Raw genomic sequence first — 20,100 nt, 5'->3', positions numbered from 1 at the left:
TCATTCCTCGTACAGTTCCAACGGTAACCCGTCCGGATCGCTGAAAAACGTAAACCGTCGCCCGGTATGCGCATCGATCCGGATGGGTTCGGCTTCAATACCGGCGGTTTCCAGTTCCTTTTTGGCTTTTTCTACATCTGGAACCGCAAACGCCAGATGCCGTAACCCCAGGGCTTCGGGCCGCGATGGGCGCGCGGGCGGATTCGGAAACGAGAACAGTTCGATGATGTACTGCCCGTTCAGTTCCAGATCCAGTTTGTACGATTCGCGTTCGGCGCGGTATACTTCCCGGATTATTTTCAACCCTAAAATTTCCGTGTAAAACCGCTTCGACCGTTCGTAATCCGAACCGATAATGGCGATGTGGTGCACGCGCGTGAGGTGTAGCATAAGGCTTCCTGATGATCCGTTATTGGTTAATCCGAACCAGATCGATGGTAAAGATCAGGATCGAATTGGCCGGAATTCCACTTTGCGCCTGTTGACCGTAGGCCAGACTGGGAGGCAGATACAAGGTGATGCTGCCCCCGGGTGCCACCAGCGGAATGCCTTCCTGCCAGCCCAGAATGAGCTGGTTTAATCCAAAAGTAACCCCGTTTCCACTATCGAAAGTGCTGCCCGTGGTTAATTTGCCGGTATAATTGACCGTCACATTGGAACAGGCCGTGGGTTTGGCCCCGGAACCGGGCGACTGGATGCTGTAATAAAAACCGCGATCATCGGCGGTGGCGGCAATGCGGCTGGTGTCGATAAACTTTTTTAGGGCCACTACTTCAGCCTGCGGAGCTTTGATGGAAACCGGGGTTGGGTCGCAGGGCGTTTGCTCGGTATTCGACAGGCAACCGCCCATCAGAAGCGTGCCGATCAAGGCAATAAATCCGTATTTTTTCATTGGTGTTAAAAACTTGACCGGGCAAGCTACTCATTTTTATCGAATGGCGTGGTCGCTTTTTTCTTCTTCCAGATCCAGTTGCGCTTCCACTTTCCGGATCACATCCTCGTCGAATTCCTCCTGATGCCGAAGCTTTTCCAATTCCCGGCGCTTGATGCGGTGGAGTTGCGCCACGGTTTCGTTGTAGCGGGTCAATTGCGCCCCATCGCCGTCTGACGTAATGAGTTGACTGAGCAATAACCCGCCTTCCAGCCGGTTTTTCAAATTGACCAGCAAATCGTTGTCGCCCAGTTGAGTCGCCAGATTCTGGTTCAGTTCAAGCAAGGCGGCTTCCTGCATCTGCCGGTTGATAGCGGCTTCCTGGTGCTTTTCGGGCAAGCGCGGAAACACTTCGTTGGGGTGTACCCAGCGAATGATCAGCGGCAGCGTGAGTCCCTGAAACACCAGCGTAACCAGAATGACCACAAACGTAATGAATATAATCAGGGGGCGCTGGGGAAAGGGCGCTCCGGTGGGCAGCGTCAGCGGGATCGACAGGGCGGCCGCCAGCGAAACCACGCCCCGCATTCCCGCCCAGCCGATCACGACCGGCCCCCGCCAGCCCACATTTCGCACGGCAACCGTGATGAAACGACCCGCAAAATCCGTAAATGCCGACGAAAACAAGGCAAAAGCCACCCGAACCGCAATTACCAGCGCGGAAATGGCCAAACCGTAGCCAATGGAACTTAGCAGCGAATGGCCGTCCAACCCTTCCACGACAATAGGAAGTTCGAGGCCAATCAGAACAAACACCAATCCATTGATGATGAAAATAACCGTAGCCCACATCGACAATCCCTGCACCCGCTCGGTGTGGTTGAGGAGTTGGGAGCTGTGTTTGGACAGAAACAAGCCCCCGCTGACTACGGCAATGACGCCCGAATAATGAAATTCCTCCGCGGTCAGGTACATGATGTAGGGCGCGATGAACGTCAGCATGATACTGATGCGCGGCTGAATGGGCAACCAGCGGTGAATGGCGTAGAACAAACCCGCCACCGCCAGCCCGATGCCCGCCCCCATGATCGTGACCATCACAAAACTGAGCGCCACTTGCTGCCAGACGAAGTTGCCCGAGATAATGGTAGACATGGCAAATTGAAAGACAATCAGGCTGGCGGCATCGTTGATCAGACTTTCGCCTTCCAGAATGCTGATGGTACTTTTGGGAATATTGACGCCTTTGAGCACCGACGTTGCCGCGACGGCATCCGGAGGAGAAATGATTCCGCCCAGCAGGAAGCCAATCGCCAGGGTAAAACCGGGGATAAAAGCCGCCGACGCATAGCCCACCGCCGTTGCGGTCAGAATAACCAGACCGAAAGCCAGCACCAGAACGATCCGTCGCCAGCGCCAGAGTTCGCGCCAGGACATAAACCAGGCGGCTTCGTAGAGCAGCGGAGGCAGAAATACCACAAAAATGAGGTCCGGCTCGACGCTCACGTGGGGAACGCCCGGAATCAGGCTGGTCAGCAAACCGCCGATGACCAGAAAAATGGGGGTCGGAATCCGCAGCCGATGCGCTAATGTAGCGAGCAACGCCATTCCCAGTAAGAGAGTGAGGCCGATAAAAACCAGTTCACGCATGTGTATTCGAATTAAGTAGTGAAAAATTGAGGGAACCGCTTCCGGGTTTGAAAAGACAGCTTACGTGGAGCGGTTTTCGCTTCCGCCGTGATTTTGACCGGTCTTTTAAACATTTTTTAGAACTATAAAGCAGATTTCTGGAACGATTTGCTTTAGGTATTCAAATGCCTGTTTTCAGGAACAACCCGTTCGTGAATTCCGGAAACCGGCCCACTATGATGAACTTTATTTTTCTATGAAACGAAGAATCGCACTCGAAAACGGAGCGATGGTGACCGGCGCTTTGCCGGTTTGGCCGACTGAACCCGGCGGTTTGGCTACCACCGGCGTCAAACCCAGTCCGGCGGTTTTCGCCCGGACACCTCTTTTCCGACCCGATTCGCCGGGCACCCGGGCCCTCAATGTACAAACGTTCAGCCAGAAAATGGCGGTCGATGGCTCCAAAAAAACAAGCCGAATCCTTTTTCTGCCGATTTGAAGAACGAAGAAACCGCCAGCCGAACCTCCGCAAACCGTTTGGAATGCGAATGTATAAAACCACAACCTAAATCCTGCGTTATGCCCTTCCTACTGCGAATCAGTTCCCTTATAATCATCGGCATTGCTTTTCTGCTGCATTCCAGCATGACCGTGCGGCTGGCCGATCCGGCCCGGGTGCTGGTGTTTTCGAAAACCAAAGGCTGGAAACACACCTCGATTCCGTTCGGGATTGCGGCCATTCAGAAACTGGGTCAGGCGAATAACTTTCTGGTGGATACGACCAAAAATGCCGCCGTTTTTACGGATGAAAACCTGAAAAAATACGCTGCGGTGATCTTCAACAACACCACCGGCAACGTCCTCAACGGCGAGCAGCAGGCGGCTTTTGAACGCTACATCCAGGCGGGCGGTGGCTACGTCGGTATTCACGCGGCCGCCGATACGGAATACGACTGGCCGTGGTATGGCAAACTGATGGGCGCGCATTTTGCCAGCCATCCGCACAACTCCAACGTCCGCAAAGCCACCGTCGATGTTACTGACAAGAAGCATGTTTCCACAACAACGTTACCGGATCATTGGGACCGCACCGACGAATGGTACAATTACCGCTCGTTTTATTCGGGCATCAAAGTGCTGGCCAACCTCGACGAAAACAGCTACGAAGGCGGTACCAACGGGGCCAGTCACCCGATTAGCTGGTACCACGAATTCGACGGCGGGCGGGCTTTTTATACCGGCAACGGCCACACCGACGAAAGCTACAGCGAACCGCTGTTTCTGAACCACATCCTGGGCGGCATCAAATACGCCATCGGCGACGCCAAACCGCTGGATTACAAAAAATCGTACGCCAAAGTGACGCCGGAGCAAAACCGCTTCGTCAAAACGATTCTCGTCAATGACCTGGCTTCGCCGATGGAAGTGGCCGTGACACCCGACGGACGCGTGTTTTTTTCCGAAATTCAGGGCAACTTATCGGTGTATGACACCCGGACGCGGAAAAATGCGCTGGTCCACAAATTCCCGATTACGTACGTGGGCGGAACCGGCCTGATCGGTCTGACCATTGACCCGAATTTTGCCAAAAACGGGTACCTCTACGTCTATTATACCCCCGCCGGACAAACCGAGGAACCGATTAATTTTCAGCTTTCGCGGTTTACGGTCAACGCCAATAACACGCTTGATCTGAAATCGGAGAAAGTTCTGCTGACGGTTCCGGTGGAGAAAAACAGCGGTTCGCACCACGGCGGTTCGCTGGCCTGGGACAAGGAAGGCAACCTGTATTTGTCGACGGGCGACAGTTCCAGTCCGTTTCCGTCGGATGGGTATTCGCCCATGGACGAGCGGCCCGGCAAGGAATTTTACAGCCTGGACGCCCAGCGGTCGGCGGGAAACACGAACGATCTGAAGGGAAAAATACTGCGGATTCATCCCCAGCCCGACGGTTCCTACACGATTCCGGACGGTAATTTATTCCCGAAAGGAACCGACCCGTCGGGGGTGCGGCCTTCCGACCGCGCGAAAACGCGCCCCGAGATTTATACGATGGGTTGCCGCAATCCGTACCGCATCGCCGTCAACCCGAGGACCTCGGTTTTGTACTGGGGTGAAATTGGCCCCGATGCGGGCAAGGAAGGCGCGCAGGGACCGCGCGGTTACGACGAATTCAATCAGGCCAAAAAAGCCGGTTATTTCGGCTGGCCGTATTTTGTCGGCAACAATTACTCGTACGTAAAGTGGGATTTTGCGACCAAAACCGCCGGTCCGAAATTCGATCCGGCGGCACCGGTCAACAACTCACCGAACAATACCGGGTTGAATCAACTGCCGCCCGCGATGCCCGCCATGATCTGGTATCCGTACGCGGCTTCGGAGGAATTTCCGGAGTTGGGGCAGGGTGGCCGCAGCGCCATGGCGGGCAAGTTTTACACCTTCGACAAGAATTCAAAATCGGCTACCAAATTCCCGGAATACTACGACGGTAAGCTGTTCGTCTTCGACTGGATGCGCAACTGGGTGCTGGCGCTCAGTTTCGATGAAAACGAAAACTACGTTCGCAGTGAGCCTTTTATGGCCGGGAACGGCGATTTCCGGCGTCCGATCGACCTGGATTTCGGGCCCGACGGGGCGATGTATATGCTGGAATACGGCTCGGTGTATGGTGCCGACAACGAAGATGCACGTCTGGTAAAAATCGAGTACAATACCGGAAACCGCCCCCCGCTGGCCCAGGCCAGCGTACAGGATACGGCGGTGGAAAACCACCTCGACCGCACGGTTTTTCTAACCTCCGAACGCCGGAACTTCCCGGTTTTGCGCGAAGCCGCCGGCCAGGCTCCGTTGGCGGTGGCCTTCGTGAGCCGGGGTTCGCGCGACCTCGATGACGACGATGAGGTAAGCTACGAATGGCTGTTCGACGGCAAAAAAGTGGGTGCCACCACCCCGAATGCGAAGTATACCTACACCAAACCCGGTATCTACAAAGCCATCCTGAAAGTAACGGACCGGGCCGGATTGGTGGGCCGGGATACCGTTGTCGTTAAAGTTGGCAATACCAAGCCAGCGGTAACCATCGCCAGCACCGATAATAAATCGTTTTTCTGGGAAGGCAAGCCGTTTACGTATACGGTAAAGGTTCAGGATCAGGAAGATGGCAGCGTGGACCCGAAGCGAGTCAAGGTGTTTTATGCCTACAACCCGCAACCCAGTACTGCCGATCCGAATGCGCCCAAATCGCCGACGTCCGTGCTGGTGAGCAATCCGCCGGGCAAAATGCTGATGGACGCCAGTGACTGCAAAGCCTGCCACACGATTGATAAAGTGTCGGTGGGGCCGTCGCTGTTGAGCGTGGCGCAGCGGTATAAAACCCAAACCGGCGCGCTGGAACAACTGGCGACTAAAATCATCAACGGCGGTGGCGGCAACTGGGGAACCACGCACGTGATGAGTGCCCACCCGCAGGTTTCGGGAACCGATGCGCAGGAAATGGTGCGGTATATTTTCTCCCTGACTGACAAACCGCACGCCCGGAAAACCATGCCGCTGCAAGGGTCGCTCACCCTGAATGACCACCAAAAGGATGAATTGAGAGGGCAGTATACTCTGCTGGCTTCTTATACAGATAAAGGCGGAGCGGTTGGGCCGCTGACCGGTTCGGATGCGGTAACGCTGCGGAATGCGAAAGTGCGGGCCGTGTATACCGATGCGCAATCCGGCTTTCCGCGGTTTGGTGCCAACCTGTCGCAGGGGGGTCACAAGGCGTATATCCTGCTGAAAAACATCGACTTGACCAACATCAAACAGTTTACGTACGAGTACGCGTCGCTGGACCAGCCGGGTGAAATTCAGGTGCGGATCGACTCGCAGGCGGGTCCGGTCATCAGCACGACGGCCTATCAGCCGACGGGTGCCTGGAACACGAATAAGGAAGTTACCGGCACGATCAGCAAACCCGTTACGGGCAAACATGATGTCTACTTTTTTGCCATCAAACGCACCAAACCCAACGACGCCATTCTAAAATTTGTCACGATTCAGTTTCAGGAATGAGTTTATGCCGGGCCGTCGTGGCGGCCCGGCATAAACCGTAAACGATTCTGCACAATTTTATTTTGAAAAACTGGTATTTAAACGGTCTTTACTTGCATAAATCGCAAAATCTCGATTTTTTATTTATGTTTTAACGATTAATGCTGTTATTTTACCAAAGAATAGCATCAGGTATGTTGGACCACCGACAGCGTATAATCGAAGAAAACGACTATTTACTGGAACTCTGGCAGCGATCGAAAGCCGGAGATAAGGTTGCTTTTTGCCAGTTGGCCGAATCGCAATACCGTTCTCTGTTCAGCTATGCGGCTAATTTTACGGAGGATCGCGAATTCATCAAAGATTCGATTCAGGAAATTTTTATCAATATCTGGGAAAAACGCCAGTCACTTACGATTCAGTTTGTGGCCATTTACCTATTCAAATCGCTTCGGAATCAGCTCATGCAGGAATTCCGGCGGAGCAAGAATGCGGTTTCGGTCCCGTATCTTCAGGAGATCAGTCAACTGTCTGATTGGGAGACGGTTGAAACCGCCATTGAGAAAAACGAGGTCGATTCAGAAAATCAGCGCAAGGTTCGGCTGGCCATCGAGTCGCTCCCCAAACGGCAGCAGGAAGTGGTTTTCCTGAAATTTTACAAGGGGCTGGAAAATGAACAGATCGCGGAGTTAATGGAAATTAACCGCCAATCGGTCGCCAATTTGCTTTACAAAGCCTTGTCTACGCTCAAAAGTCAAATAGCCTTTTTTAAATACTGGCTGGTGGTTTTGTCTTTACTTTGGTAAAACCGCACAAAAAATAGCCACTGAACTCATTTTCAGTGGCTATTGACATTTGACAAACTTAAAACGCATCAACGATAAAAAAGATAAAGAGCACTATCAGTCGGTTGAGTGGCCGATCAAACGGGTTGATCATTCAACCATGCGTCAAAGGAAGGGCGCTGTTCTTAGAAGTTCTTTAAAATAAGATTAGAATTTGCTTACAAACGGGTTGAATTAGCCGGCACGCCCGGAAAGGACGGTCGGCGGCTGAAAAAACCATCAACGACCGATTAACCTGGTCAGAAACAGAAACGTATACAAACCGCAGTGAATCATAACAATCCAATTGGCTGCTGGTTAGTAAGGCTGTAACCGGCTTTTTCTGAACATGAAAATTTTAGTGGTTGAAGATGAGCCCAAAACCCTGAATGCCATTCGACAGGGACTGGAAGAAACTCAGTTTGAAGTGGACATTGCCTATGACGGCCTGATTGCCAAGCGGTTGGCGCTAAAAAATTCGTATGCCGCCATCATCACCGATGTAATCATTCCGGGGCTGAATGGTTTTGAGCTGATTCGTCAACTCCGGGCGCAGGGCGTAACGACGCCTATTCTGCTGCTGACGGCACTGGGCGAAACCAGCGACAAAGTGATGGGCTTCGATGCCGGAACGGATCAGTATCTGACCAAACCGTTTCAGTTTGCCGAACTGCTGGCGCGGGTTCGGTCGCTAACCAAACGCAGTACGCAGGTCGCCATGACGGCCCAGACGCTCCGGTTTGCGGGTATTGAAATGAACCTGGATGCCAAAACCGTTCGTCGCGACGGCCAGGTGGTCGACCTGACGGCCCGGGAATTTGCCCTCCTCGAATACCTGATGCGAAACCAGGGGCGGGTGCTGTCGAAAGTGGATATTGCCGAGCGGGTTTGGGATTTAAATTTTGATGCCGGAACGAATGTAGTCGAAGTCTATATAAATTATCTGCGTAAAAAGATCGATAAAGAGTTTTCGAAGAAACTCATCCACACGCAGTTTGGCATGGGCTATGTGCTTAAAGAAGAGTAATGTATGGATTGGCCGAAGCGGTTTTTCTAAGTAAATTCTAAGCAGTTCCTTACTCCGGGTTAAGAACTTCGTTCCAATTTTGCAGTCAACGCGTATCTTTTTCTGATCCCTATGACGCCTAAAGTGCAATACCGCTATGCCTCCGGAACGGATTCGAGCCAGTTGATGGGACCCGGGAGCAATCCGAACCCGGCCGCTTCCCCTGCCCGCGAACCCCGTCGGCCCGACTGGCTGATGATTTTGATGGTTGGCCTGTTTGTACTGACGTTACTGATTGCCTGGCTGGTCGATATTCCGGCTTTATTGCGGTAAACTTCCCTATGACGATCCGAACCCGACTGACACTCCGTTTTACTGGGTTGGTTTCGGCCATTCTTGCCCTCGCATTTGCCTGTCTCTACGCCTTCTGCTGGTATTTTATTTCGTCGGATTTTTACCGCCGGCTCGACCGGAAAGCCGATACCGTCGGCGAGTTGCTGATTCACCAGCGCCTGGGTCCGCCGTTGCTCAGTCAGTTTACCCGCCTGCGAAAAGATCAGCTTCCGGCCCAGAAAATTGCCGTATACGACGGTCGGAACAGTCCGGTTTTTATCACCAATGAACAAACCCCGCTGGCCGTGTCCACAAAGGTGCTGGATGAAATCCGGAAGAAAAAGAGTAAGAAGTTCCGGCAGGGAGCGGCCTTTGTAACGGGGGTGCGCTACGCAACGGCATCACAGCAGTATGTTGTTCTGGCCAGTGCCGAAAACCGGTATGGCGACCAGTTTCTGCGCCGGATGCTGGGCGTTTTGATCGGCTTATTCGGTGCCATTGTTGGCGTGGTGGCTTTCTCGGGCTGGCTCTACGCGGGCGAGGCACTCCGGCCCATGCAGCGCATGGAACAGCAACTGAATCATATTTTCCCCAACACGCTGCAGGAACGGTTGCCGGTTAGTACGGACAACGACGAAATCAGCCGGCTGTCCATCACCATCAACCGTTTGCTCGACCGGATCGATGAATCGTTTCGACTGCAACGGATGTTTGTGGCGAATGTCTCGCACGAATTAAAAAATCCGCTGACCCAGATGAGTTCTCAGTTGGAGGTGGCGCTGCTCAACCGCCGGGAACCGGCGGTTTATGAAGAAATTATCCGATCTGTGCTGGACGATGTCGGCGAATTATCGACCCTTACGCGGGACTTGTTGCAGCTTTCGCAGGTCAACCAGACGTCGGCGGTTGGTTTGCTGACCGATTCGGTGCGCCTGGACGAAGTGGTCTGGGACATTCGGGAGGAAGTCAGTGGCATTCATCCGCGCTACGAAGTGACCGTTCAGTTTGATGAATTACCGGACGATTTCAACCAGTTGACCGTGCCGGGCAATACGGCGCTGCTGCGAACGGCGCTGAAAAACCTGACCGAAAATGCCTGCAAATTTTCCAGTGATGGCAAAGCGTCGATTCAGGTTCGGGTTAAGGAAACTGCCGTACAGATCAGCGTTCAGAACCAGGGTGTCCCGATTCCCGCCGACGATCTGCCCTACATTTTCGAACCCTTTTACCGGAGTCGGCAAACCGCCGAAGTCCGCGGAAACGGGGTTGGTCTGTCGCTGGTCGAACGGATTATCCGGCTTCACCAGGGAAAGGTAACGGTTAGCTCCGGTGAAGGCCAGCCGACGGTTTTTCACCTGGAACTGATTCGGGAATTAACCCATTGACTGTAAGAAATTTACCTAAATACACATCGCTACCTTTTTGCCAGTTCAATAATATCCTTTCCTTCCACCGGATTCTTTTCGTAGCCTTTACGGACGGTATTGATCATGGCCAGGCCCAGCTCTTTGAGCGTGCAAAAACCGCCGGGATACAAGGCCCGGCCAAGGGGAAACAACCAACCGACATACCGGTACATTTTCAGCGTATTTTTTAATCCTTCGGTCGGTTTAATGAAGCCCGGACGAAAGTTAAAGACCTGTTTGAAAGGCAGTTTCAGCAAATCATTTTCGGTTTTCCCCTTTACCCGCGCCCACATCGAACGGCCTTTTTCGCTGCTGTCCGTACCGGCTCCGGAAATGTAACAAAACGTCATAGCCGGGTTCAGGTTGCTGAGCGTGGTCGCCACGTTCAGCGTCAGCGTATAAGTTACCTTAAAATAATCCGGCTCGCTCATGCCCACCGAGGAAACACCCAGGCAGAAAAAACAGGCGTCATAGCCAACCAACTGATTTTCAATCGACGACAGATCATAAAAATCAGTATGAATGATTTCCTTCAGTTTAGGATGCGACAAACCAGACGGTTTTCGGTTTAGGATCAAAACCGCTTCCACATCCGGGTGCTGCAGACATTCGTGCAGCACTCCCTCGCCGACCATGCCGGTCGTACCGGTAATAATGGCCCGTATTCCGTTCGTTTTCATCGTGTTTCGGGGTTTGCGATCATCGTCCAGGTCAATTCGAAGACCTCGTCGATCAATTTCCGTTGGTCGTCAGCGGGTACTGCATGGACGGTCAGGTACTGGTACATTCCGTTGATCTGGTTTCCGGTAAGTGCGGCAATCAGGTCCACGGGCAACGGTTTCAGAATCTTCGCATGCCACGCATCCTGCAGCAACGACGTGTGCAGTTCCGTTTGCTTCCGGATTTCTTCTTCGGGAACCAGTCCGAGATGCGGTGAAAAATGAAACTGCTGGATGAAGTAAAAAGCTTCTTTATTTTCCAGCGCCCATTCTACCGAGCAACGGAACAGATTCCTGAATTTTTCCTTGACCGCTTCCGCTTCGTTGATCTTTGCCGCTACATACTGGTTCAGTTCCGCCTTAATGGACGAATACAAAGCCACCACCAACTCATCTTTCGTCTTGAAGTAGTGGAAAAGCGTCCCGTTGGAAACTCCGGCTTCACTGGCAATTTTACTGGTCGGCGTCCCGTGAAAACCGGACGCAACAAAGAGCCTCAATGCCGTTGCCAGTATTTTTTCGGGTTTATCTATTGTACGCATTTCACAAACTGACTGATCACTCTACAAACATAGAGATCGAATTACGAATTTCAAAACCACAACGGTTATTTAATGAGCCGTTAGCCGAAAAATCAATTCCATCGGGTAATTCCGGCGGAGCGGTCTAAGAATATTTATCAGGCTGCTCCGCCGGGGGCATTTTTCTAAGCCGGTTACCGGTTTTCGCCTGGGGTGAAAAATTCCGGGATCAGGCGTTTGGCGGCCTCCCGCACCGGCCCGGCCTCGCTTTCCGGAATCGATAGGTAAGGCCAGCGGAGTCGGCTGCCAACCGTCCCCCAACCGCCGACAACCGCCAGAAATTTGTCGCAGGCCTGATTGGAATACCGGTTTCCGGTGATGAAGGGAGCAATGCATTCGGTGATGAACTGCCGGATGCGGGTTTCCCATTCCAGTGCGGTTTCCAGATTGGTTTGCATCAGATTATACCAGTCCTGCGCCACTTTTGGATGCAGACAGGCCACATTGGAATAGGCTCCGTGCGCCCCTTCCCGAACGCCCGTTGCCAGGAAATGGCCCGGCACGAATACCGACAAATCGGCCATGTGTTGCCGCATCTGGGCGTACCAATTCAAATCGCCCCCCAGCACTTTCACGCCAACGAGTTGGGGAATGGCCTCCTTCAAGCGGCCGAATTCTTCGGGCGTCAGCCGGACTTTGGCGTGGGGCGGGTTGTAGAGCACCAGCCGAACGGTTTCTGAAACAGCCGCCATTTTGCGTAAAAACGCGATTTGCTCGGCTTCAGTGGTCGGAAACCAGTCGGGCAAGATGACCTGTACCGCACCCGGTTCCCACTTCAGACTGCGCTTCAGGCGTTCCAGCGACAGGATCGGACTGATGTGACTGACGCCAATCTGAAACGGCATACCCGCTGTCCGGCATTTCTGCGCCAGCAACGCCTGAATCTGGTCGAATTCGGTTTCGGTCTGGTTGTAAAACTCGCCCGCCGTTCCATTGGAATAAATACCGTCTACATCAAACCCGATCAGGGTGTCGATTTCGTCGGCTAAACGGGTAAAATCAATGCGCTCATCGTCATTGATGGGGAGCATGAGCGTCGCCCAGTTGCCCCGGATGTCGGCGGCTTCGAGGGGTCGATCGACTGTTTTTTTTAGTGTCATACGCTGGCATTCGCTTGGGCGCGAATTTCCGGGTTTATTTAGTGTTGATAAGCCATGCGGGGCACATCTTGTTCGGCGTACTGGCTAATCATCGGCTTTCGTCGGGAAATATACTCCATTTTGCCGATCATCGGATGGGCCGGAAAAATCTGAAGTATTGACGGTTCGTACCTGAACGAATGAACTATTAGGGGTTTTTCGAAGTACTACTATCATCAGAATCCGGCCGATCGGGGCGGAAAAATCCTTTTGAAGACTTGTCGTTTAAATCACATAATCATGGAGCTAGGAATCAGTAGTTTTGGCGAAGTTCTGCCCGACGGCGTGGCCGGAAAAGCCGTCAATGCCCACCAGCGGATGCAGCAGTTGCTGGAAGAAATTAAGCTGGCCGACGAAGTTGGCCTGGATGTTTTTGCGCTGGGTGAACACCACCGGCCGGATTTTATGGTTTCGGCCCCGGAGGTCATTCTGGCGGCCGCGGCCACCATCACCAAAAACATCCGGCTGTCGAGTTCCGTCACGGTATTGAGTTCCGCCGATCCGGTTCGGGTGTTTCAAAACTTTGCCTCGCTGGACCTCATTTCCAACGGCCGGGCCGAGATCATGGCCGGGCGGGGTTCGTTCATCGAATCGTTTCCCTTGTTTGGCTACGACCTGAAGGATTACGACGAATTATTTACCGAAAAACTGGATCTGCTCGTCGCCATCAATAAAAGTGAAATTGTCAACTGGCAGGGCAAACACCGGGCCGCCATCCGCAACCTGGGCGTTTATCCCCGGCCTTACCAGGAATCGCTCCCGATCTGGCTGGCTGTCGGTGGCACGCCCGCGTCGGCGGTTCGGGCGGGCACCATGAACCTGCCGATGACGCTGGCCATGCTGGGCGGTTCGCCCGACCGGTTTGTTCCCTTCGTGAATCTGTTCCGGCAATCGGCGCAGAAAGCCGGACATGACGTGGCCCGTTTGCCGCTGGCAATCAATTCGCACTTTTACCTGGCCGATAATTCGCAGCAGGCGGCTGATGAATTATTCCCTTCCTACGAGCAGATGATGAACCGCATTGGCCGCGAACGGGGCTGGTCGCCCATCGGTCGCGATCATTTTGAGTACATGCGCCAATCCGGCCCGTTGTTGGTGGGCAGTCCGCAACAGGCTATCGACAAGATTTTGCACTTTCACGAATTGTTCAAGAACACCCGGTACCTGGCCCAATTGATTGGTAGCCACCAGCTTCCGCACAGCAAAGTGCTGCACGCAATTGAGTTGTTTGGAACCCGGGTGGCGCCCGTGATCCGGAAGGAATTAAGCACCCACGGACCGGCGGGTGTCACGGTTTAGTCCGCGAGCGTACTGATTAAGAACTCCACTTATTGCCAAAATCTCACGGACTGAACGGGGACGCCCGCCGGTCCGCGGGCACTTTTTATGAATCAAAAAACCTTCGCCTTCGGGCTGCTGCTGTCCTTTTTAGGCGTTAAAGCGCAGACGGCCCATCCCGTACTGGCCATTTTTCCGCCGGAAACCCGGATGTTTCAAAACGTGGCCTACGCCGGTGACACGCTGAAAAAGCATCAGCTGGATATTTATCTACCCGCCAAAACCGGGCCGTCGACGCCACTGGTGGTCTGGGTTCACGGCGGGGCCTGGATGCTGAACGACAAGTATGCCGACATGGGGTATATGAAAAATACCATCCGTGCCATTCTCGAAAAAGGCTATGCGTTTGCGTCGATCGATTACCGCTACAGCACCACCGCCCCTTTTCCGGCCCAGATTCAGGATTGCAACCAGGCCCTCACGTTTCTTTACCGGAACGCCGAAAAATACAATTACGACAAAAACCGCATCGCCCTGATTGGTTTCTCGGCGGGTGGACACCTGGCTTCGCTGCTGGCGCTGTCGAACAACAACCCGGTGCCGGATTTTTACGCCGACCGAAAACCGGCTCCCTTCCGCATCAAAACCGTGATCGATTTCTACGGCCCGGCCGATCTGCTGGCGATGATTCCCCGAACCGGTTCGCTCTCAGACAGCATTCGTGATCCCGAAAGCCACCTGTTGGGAGCCACACCCTTACACCGGCCCGATCTGGCCAAAATTGCCAGCCCGGTTACGTACATCGACAAAAATGATCCGCAGTTCCTGATCATCCACGGCCAGAAAGACGAGTCGGTGCCACCGGCACAATCGATTTTGCTCAGCTCGTGGCTGACGCTCGCGAAGGTCAAAAACCGGGTCATCATTGTCCCGAACGCTCCGCATTACGGTTCGATGTTCGACAGTGACTATAACCGGAAAGCGATTTTCGAGTGGCTGGAGACGTACTTGCAACGGTAATTGCCCCGAATTAAACGTACCTTACCGAAATACCGGCAATTGGCCGAAGGCTGTGCTCACTACGCTCCTGCTTGCAAACGATCTTTGATACCCTGATTACGAGTTTTATTGACCATAAAGTAGGCATCGCTGATCATTTTTTAAGTGCGTCACTAGCGACGCACCTCAAAGAAAATCTGACCACGCTGCACGCCCAAAAGCAGCTCCGATCGGCTGGAACGGGAAATGATGCGCTGGTTGTGCATGATAAACAGGTCAGAAGTGACAGGATCTACTGGCTGGATCGCAGCCACAATAACGGGTACGAAAATGAGTTTTTCGACCTCATGGACCGGTTTGTAAGCTACCTGAACGAAACTTGTTATACGGGCATCACCGGCTACGAATTTCATTATACGCTGTATGAAACGGGCAGTTTTTACAAAAAACACCTCGATCAGTTCCGTACAAACGACAGCCGCCAGTATTCGATGATACTGTATTTAAATACCGACTGGCAGGCGGATGACGGTGGCGAATTGTGCATTCATCAGGGCGATACACGGCAATACATCGCACCGGAAAATGGCAAAAGTGTGTTCTTTAAAAGCAGTGAATTAGTACACGAAGTGCTCCGAACGAATAAGCCGAGAATGAGCATAACCGGCTGGTTGAAAGTAAATTAGTTTTCGGTATACAGTTTTCGGTGGCTAACGCATGTTTGCTGGCGCGTTTTTGCATTGCGTTAGCTGGGATGCGTTAGCCACCGAAAACCGTAAACTACCTCTATTTCTTCTGCTGTGACAAAAACGTAATCAGCGACGCAAATTCTTCGTACGACAGGGCGTTTGCCAGACCGGACGGCATCATCGACGTTTCTTGCTCTTTGCGCGTCAGAATATCGCTGGCTTTGATCGTGAATACTTCGCCGGTGATGTTGCGCATCACCACTTTGCTGGCCGATTCTTCGGAAACAAAACCCATGTAACTTTTACCGCCTTTGGCCGTGATCAACACCGTGGCAAATCCCTGGGAGATGGAGGCATTCGGTTTGAGAATCGACTCGGCGATCTGTTCGCGGTTCATGATCGAGCCAATTTGGCCCATAAAGGGCCCTTTCATCGGCTCGCTTTTGCTGAGGCTGTGGCAGGCAATGCAGCCCTGCTGGGTGAACAGCGTTTTGCCCAGAATCGGGTCGCCCTTGATTTTCGCCATTGCCAGCATTACGTCTTCAATCGACGCTTTTCCAACCTGGCCTTTCTGGTTTCTGATTTTCTCCAGATCGACCTTTGTTTCTTCGTTGGCCGCCACGACTTCTTCCCCACCAAATTCGGTGATTTCCATCCGGTGCCGACCGTTTAGATCGGCAAAAAACGACTTGCCGGATTCGTTGGCTTTCGTCCATTCCTGCATCAGCAACTCTTTGATAACCGGTGACGATTCCCACGTAATCCCTTTGTAATAAGGGCCGTGCGTATCGGGACGGGTACTCCACCACCATGAACCGTCGTAATCGGCTTCTTTTTTATAAAGCCGCGATAGAGTCGTCAGTATCTGTTTTTTCAGCGCTTCATCTTTCGCGTTTTTATAGGCTGCGATCAAACCGGTTGCGGCTTTCGGATCGTGCATATACCGCAACGCCCAGAGCGCAATCGTTGAATTTTCGGTACCGATCGCGTTCACACACGCATCGACTGCGTTCAGGCTCACCAGTGCCCGCACCGCCATGTGTGGAGGAACAATGGCCGCATTCGGCGTCGCGTGGGGGCCTTCCGTGCCTTTCGCCGGAGCAACAAACGAAGCCGGCACTTTCACCTGCAACAAAGCCGGAGCCGCTTCAATCCGTCCCAAACGGCCCAACCCAATGGTTGCCGCCAGCCGTACCCGCTCCGAAGGGTCTTTCAATCCCTGGAGAAACGGTTCGATCGGGACATTTTTGAGGTTCGGTTTCCGGTCGGCCAGGGCTTTCAGGGCAAATTCCCGGACATCGGCTTCCGACGTCAGCTTCACCAGGTTTTCAATACCGCTGGTTCCGGCGGCCTGCGCATACGTAAAAATTCCGGCCACCCGGACGTACAGCGGCAGGCTTTTGTCGGCGGCCAGTTTCCAGGAAGCGTCAGCCGCGTCTTTCGGGCGGGAGAGCAATTCCTGCTGGGCCGCCAGACGCGCCACGGCGCTGCCGGATTTCAGCAGCGCAACCAGTTGTTTCACTGATGCTTTTTTGACATCCGCAAACGGTTTGTATTCCCAGCTTTTGGGCACCACCCGCACCACGTAGCCTTTGGACGGATTGCCGGAATAACCCGCACCGTCCCAGGCCGACAGGTACATCCGGCCCGACGCGTCGACGTCCACATCCGTAATTTGCGGCAACTTGATAAATTCTTCCTCCTTTTGCGTGAAACTCGGGCCGTCCGGCGTGACGCGGTGAATGTAAAGCTGGCTTCGTCCCCAGTCGGCCATCATCGGAACGTGGTTGTATTTTTCCGGCCAGGTCGAATCGTCCATGAACAGCGAACCCGTCCCGGAACCACCGCCCACATCGACCAGCGCCGGAATAATCTCATCCGTAAAGCCCTTAAAAAGAACCGGATAGCCGTATTCGCCGGACTGAATCTGATGGCTAAACCGGATGTTCCAGCCCCCGCCGTCGTTGGTGTTGTCACGCGTAAAAATATTCATGTAGGGATCGATGGCAACGTCATAAATGTTTCGCATCCCGTGCGAATACACTTCCATTTCAGTACCGTCGGGCCGCACCCGCACAATACCGCCCCCGAGTTGGGTCAATTTTTTTCCGCTCCGGTCCACGGCGTCGTGGAAACCAAAGTCGCCGACGGCAATGTAAATCCAGCCGTCGATGCCCATCCGGATTCCGTTGGTGGCGTGGTCGGTGCCCCGGCTTTGCAGAAATTTCGGGGAGCTGATGTTTTGAATGAGCGGTTTTGACGGGCCGTCGGCCAGGCCGTCGTGGTTTTTATCTTCGAAAACCACCAGATCCATGCCGCTGGCTTTTCCGGTTTCGGCCGAAAACGTCGTGTGCAGAACGAACACCTGATCTCCGCTGGCGATGATACCGCGCGGGTCATCGGCCATCGCAAATTTGGTGTGCTGATCGACTTTGCCGTCGTTATTGCTATCGACCAGCTTGACAATGAAGCCTTTCCCCGGCGTTTTGCCCAACGATCCGATCATGTCCACCCCTACATACACTTCACCCGTTGGCGCGACAGCGAGACAGGCCGGGCTGGGCGTTAGATCCGGCCCGGCAAAGTTCGTAATCAGAAGTTCTTCAGGATCAGCCCAGCCACCCACAGCGGGTTCGGCGGGTTTTGGGACTAGTGTTGGTTCAGAACCGCCCAATTTCCCAATCAGGGCAATCAGGATCAGGAAAGCATAAACCAGACTCAGGGAAATTTTTAACATGGTTTTTCTCTTTAAAACGTAACTCCGGTGTCGGGAAATTGAATACGAAGTACGTCTACTTTACGGAAAAATAAAAATGATTAAACCGGCGGGTATCACCCCGAATTTTCATATTTTTTCATGGAAAGCAATCGGTTGCATCGAATCAGCCCCCTGCGAATTTTGGTTCTCTTTATTTTTGTATTATTACAAAAAAAGGAGATTAGTCAGGACTTTAAAAAGGCGAAATGGGCAGAAATGAACCTTCTTGCGGTTTTGGCAAATCAGCATTACCAATACCATTCTGCTAAACGCGAACGGATCGTTCGGCAGTCGTCCCAGCGAACGTAATCTGGATCAAAACCCCAACGCATTCCGTTTATTCAGTTCCTAAATACCGCTTACTACCTATGAAAAATGCTGCTTATCTCCTCTCTTTCGTCGTTCTGACCGGTTTTCAGGCCGCGGCTCAGGATCAGGATTCTACCCGAAAAGCGTTCATGGTCGCTCAGGCGCTTATTCAAAAGCAATCGGAGCAGGATCATAAAAAGATGCTGGACCAACTGAACATCACGTCGCTTCGGCCCGGTCCGTCGGGCAATCCCAGCGCACCCAATGCCGCCAACGTCGATGAGTCGCAGGCGACGCCCTACACCCGTTTACCCGATCCACTGGTGTTGAAAGATGGCAAAAAAGTAACGACGGCGCAGCAATGGTGGCAGCAACGGCGACCCGAAATTGTGGAGGATTTTGACCGGGAGATATACGGCCGGGTGCCGAAAAACCTTCCGAAAGTAACCTGGGAGGTCACCAGCGAAACGAAAGAGATGAACGGGAATTTTCCGGTAATTACGAAAAAGCTGATGGGGCATGTCGACAATTCGTCCTATCCCGCCATCAAAGTCGACATCGAGCTAACCCTTTCAACCCCCGCCAACGCCCCCGGCCCGGTACCGGTCATGATGAGCTATGGGTTCCGGTTTCCACCCGGTTTCCGTCTGCCGGCACCGACCGCGGCCACCCCACCGGCGAAGCCCGAACCCACCTGGCAGCAGCAGCTTCTGGCCAAAGGCTGGGGCTATGCGGTTTTGTATCCGACGAGCTACCAGGCCGACAACGGTGCGGGGTTGACGCAGGGTATCATCGGTCTGCTGAACAAAGGCCAGACGCGCAAACCCGACGACTGGGGAGCGTTGCGAGCCTGGGCCTGGGGAGCCAGCCGCGCGCTGGATTATTTCGAAACCGATAAGGCGGTGAATCCGAAAAAAGTGGGCATCGAAGGACTTTCGCGGTATGGCAAAGCTACCATTGTAACCATGGCGTACGAACCCCGGCTGGCCATCGCGTTTGTCGGTTCTTCCGGCGAGGGCGGGGTTAAGATTCACCGCCGTAAATTTGGCGAACAGGTCGAAAATGTGGCTTCCGCGGCCGAATACCACTGGATGGCGGGCAATTTTATCAAGTATGCCGGACCGCTGACGCCCAATGACTTACCCGTCGATGCGCACGAACTGGTGGCGCTGTGTGCTCCGCGACCGGTTTTCATCAGTTCCGGTTCGCCCCAGGTGGAGGGCAACTGGGTCGATGCCAAAGGCATGTTTCTGGGGGGTGCTTTGGCTGGGCCGGTTTATAAATTACTGGGCAAAAAAGACCTGGGAACTACGGAATTTCCGCCCATCGAAACCGCACTGGTCGACGGCGACATCGCTTTCCGCCAGCACAGCGGAGGGCATACGACCGGCCCGAACTGGCCGACTTTTCTGATTTTTGCGGATCGATATTTCAAATAATCAATCCACTGGTTGCGGGTGATCACTCAGCCGATTCTGGACAAAACCGGAAAGCCGCTGCGGGTCGCTGAACATTCGGCAGCCG

At 53.4% G+C, this 20,100-nt stretch carries 17 protein-coding genes; 10 read left to right on the top strand and 7 right to left on the bottom strand.

Annotated features, from left to right (window positions below):
• From gloA2 to EHT87_RS29615, 3 genes are read right to left on the bottom strand one after another with little or no spacing between them, the layout of a single operon-like run.
• Positions 1-390: an SMU1112c/YaeR family gloxylase I-like metalloprotein gene (gloA2, locus tag EHT87_RS29625; RefSeq protein WP_124910399.1), complete on the bottom strand. Its 390-nt coding sequence runs from the start codon at positions 388-390 to the stop codon at positions 1-3.
• Between the two features lie 19 nt (positions 391-409).
• On the bottom strand, positions 410-892 hold the full coding sequence (locus EHT87_RS29620; RefSeq protein WP_124910398.1) for an FKBP-type peptidyl-prolyl cis-trans isomerase: 483 nt from the start codon (positions 890-892) through the stop codon (positions 410-412).
• 36 nt (positions 893-928) lie between these two features.
• Positions 929-2,521: a Na+/H+ antiporter gene (locus tag EHT87_RS29615; protein ID WP_124910397.1), complete on the bottom strand. Its 1,593-nt coding sequence runs from the start codon at positions 2,519-2,521 to the stop codon at positions 929-931.
• Between the two features lie 235 nt (positions 2,522-2,756).
• Between EHT87_RS29615 and EHT87_RS29610 the strand changes: the two genes are divergently transcribed.
• The 6 genes from EHT87_RS29610 (at position 2,757) to EHT87_RS29585 (ending at position 10,083) form a co-directional block, all read left to right on the top strand.
• Positions 2,757-2,999, top strand: coding sequence for a hypothetical protein (locus EHT87_RS29610; RefSeq protein ID WP_124910396.1), 243 nt, complete (start codon positions 2,757-2,759; stop codon positions 2,997-2,999).
• 80 nt (positions 3,000-3,079) lie between these two features.
• Positions 3,080-6,556, top strand: a complete 3,477-nt coding sequence (locus EHT87_RS29605) for a ThuA domain-containing protein (protein WP_124910395.1) — start codon at positions 3,080-3,082, stop codon at positions 6,554-6,556.
• 173 nt (positions 6,557-6,729) lie between these two features.
• Positions 6,730-7,341, top strand: coding sequence for an RNA polymerase sigma factor (locus EHT87_RS29600; RefSeq protein WP_229321465.1), 612 nt, complete (start codon positions 6,730-6,732; stop codon positions 7,339-7,341).
• A gap of 367 nt (positions 7,342-7,708) precedes the next feature.
• Positions 7,709-8,386 (top strand): winged helix-turn-helix domain-containing protein, encoded by a 678-nt coding sequence (locus tag EHT87_RS29595; protein ID WP_124910394.1) that lies wholly within the window; start codon positions 7,709-7,711, stop codon positions 8,384-8,386.
• A 111-nt stretch (positions 8,387-8,497) separates the two neighbouring features.
• Positions 8,498-8,698, top strand: a complete 201-nt coding sequence (locus EHT87_RS29590) for a hypothetical protein (RefSeq protein ID WP_124910393.1) — start codon at positions 8,498-8,500, stop codon at positions 8,696-8,698.
• 8 nt (positions 8,699-8,706) lie between these two features.
• Positions 8,707-10,083: a sensor histidine kinase gene (locus EHT87_RS29585; RefSeq protein WP_124910392.1), complete on the top strand. Its 1,377-nt coding sequence runs from the start codon at positions 8,707-8,709 to the stop codon at positions 10,081-10,083.
• A 29-nt stretch (positions 10,084-10,112) separates the two neighbouring features.
• On the opposite strand, the gene EHT87_RS29580 is transcribed toward EHT87_RS29585, so the two are convergent.
• The 3 genes from EHT87_RS29580 to EHT87_RS29570 form a co-directional block, all read right to left on the bottom strand.
• Complete coding sequence (locus tag EHT87_RS29580; protein WP_124910391.1) at positions 10,113-10,784, bottom strand: NAD-dependent epimerase/dehydratase family protein; 672 nt, start codon at positions 10,782-10,784, stop codon at positions 10,113-10,115.
• Complete coding sequence (locus tag EHT87_RS29575; RefSeq protein ID WP_229321464.1) at positions 10,781-11,365, bottom strand: TetR/AcrR family transcriptional regulator; 585 nt, start codon at positions 11,363-11,365, stop codon at positions 10,781-10,783. The genes EHT87_RS29580 and EHT87_RS29575 overlap by 4 nt, the downstream gene beginning before the upstream one ends.
• Positions 11,366-11,538: 173 nt before the next feature.
• On the bottom strand, positions 11,539-12,504 hold the full coding sequence (locus tag EHT87_RS29570; protein WP_124910390.1) for a dihydrodipicolinate synthase family protein: 966 nt from the start codon (positions 12,502-12,504) through the stop codon (positions 11,539-11,541).
• Between the two features lie 279 nt (positions 12,505-12,783).
• Here EHT87_RS29570 and EHT87_RS29565 point away from each other — a divergent pair, with 279 nt between their 5' ends.
• The 3 genes from EHT87_RS29565 to EHT87_RS29555 all read left to right on the top strand — a co-directional run bounded on the left by EHT87_RS29565 (position 12,784) and on the right by EHT87_RS29555 (position 15,506).
• The gene (locus EHT87_RS29565; protein WP_124910389.1) at positions 12,784-13,842 is read left to right on the top strand and encodes an Atu2307/SP_0267 family LLM class monooxygenase; all 1,059 of its coding nucleotides are present in this window, start codon (positions 12,784-12,786) and stop codon (positions 13,840-13,842) included.
• 87 nt (positions 13,843-13,929) lie between these two features.
• Positions 13,930-14,841 (top strand): alpha/beta hydrolase, encoded by a 912-nt coding sequence (locus EHT87_RS29560; protein WP_124910388.1) that lies wholly within the window; start codon positions 13,930-13,932, stop codon positions 14,839-14,841.
• Positions 14,842-14,912: 71 nt separating this feature from the next.
• Entirely contained in the window at positions 14,913-15,506 is a 594-nt protein-coding gene (locus tag EHT87_RS29555) for a 2OG-Fe(II) oxygenase (RefSeq protein WP_124910387.1), read from the top strand.
• 100 nt (positions 15,507-15,606) lie between these two features.
• Here the strand turns inward: EHT87_RS29555 and EHT87_RS29550 are convergent, their stop codons facing one another.
• Positions 15,607-18,246 (bottom strand): DUF7133 domain-containing protein, encoded by a 2,640-nt coding sequence (locus EHT87_RS29550; RefSeq protein WP_124910386.1) that lies wholly within the window; start codon positions 18,244-18,246, stop codon positions 15,607-15,609.
• A 389-nt stretch (positions 18,247-18,635) separates the two neighbouring features.
• On the opposite strand from EHT87_RS29550, the gene EHT87_RS29545 reads away from it, so the two are divergent.
• Positions 18,636-20,015 (top strand): glucuronyl esterase domain-containing protein, encoded by a 1,380-nt coding sequence (locus EHT87_RS29545; RefSeq protein ID WP_229321462.1) that lies wholly within the window; start codon positions 18,636-18,638, stop codon positions 20,013-20,015.
• Positions 20,016-20,100: the final 85 nt, after the last annotated feature.

This window comes from Larkinella knui (assembly GCF_003858645.1).
Lineage (GTDB): Bacteria > Bacteroidota > Bacteroidia > Cytophagales > Spirosomataceae > Larkinella > Larkinella knui.
The sequence above is the reverse complement of the archived record's forward strand: the minus strand, read 5'-3'. Positions and strand labels throughout refer to the sequence as shown.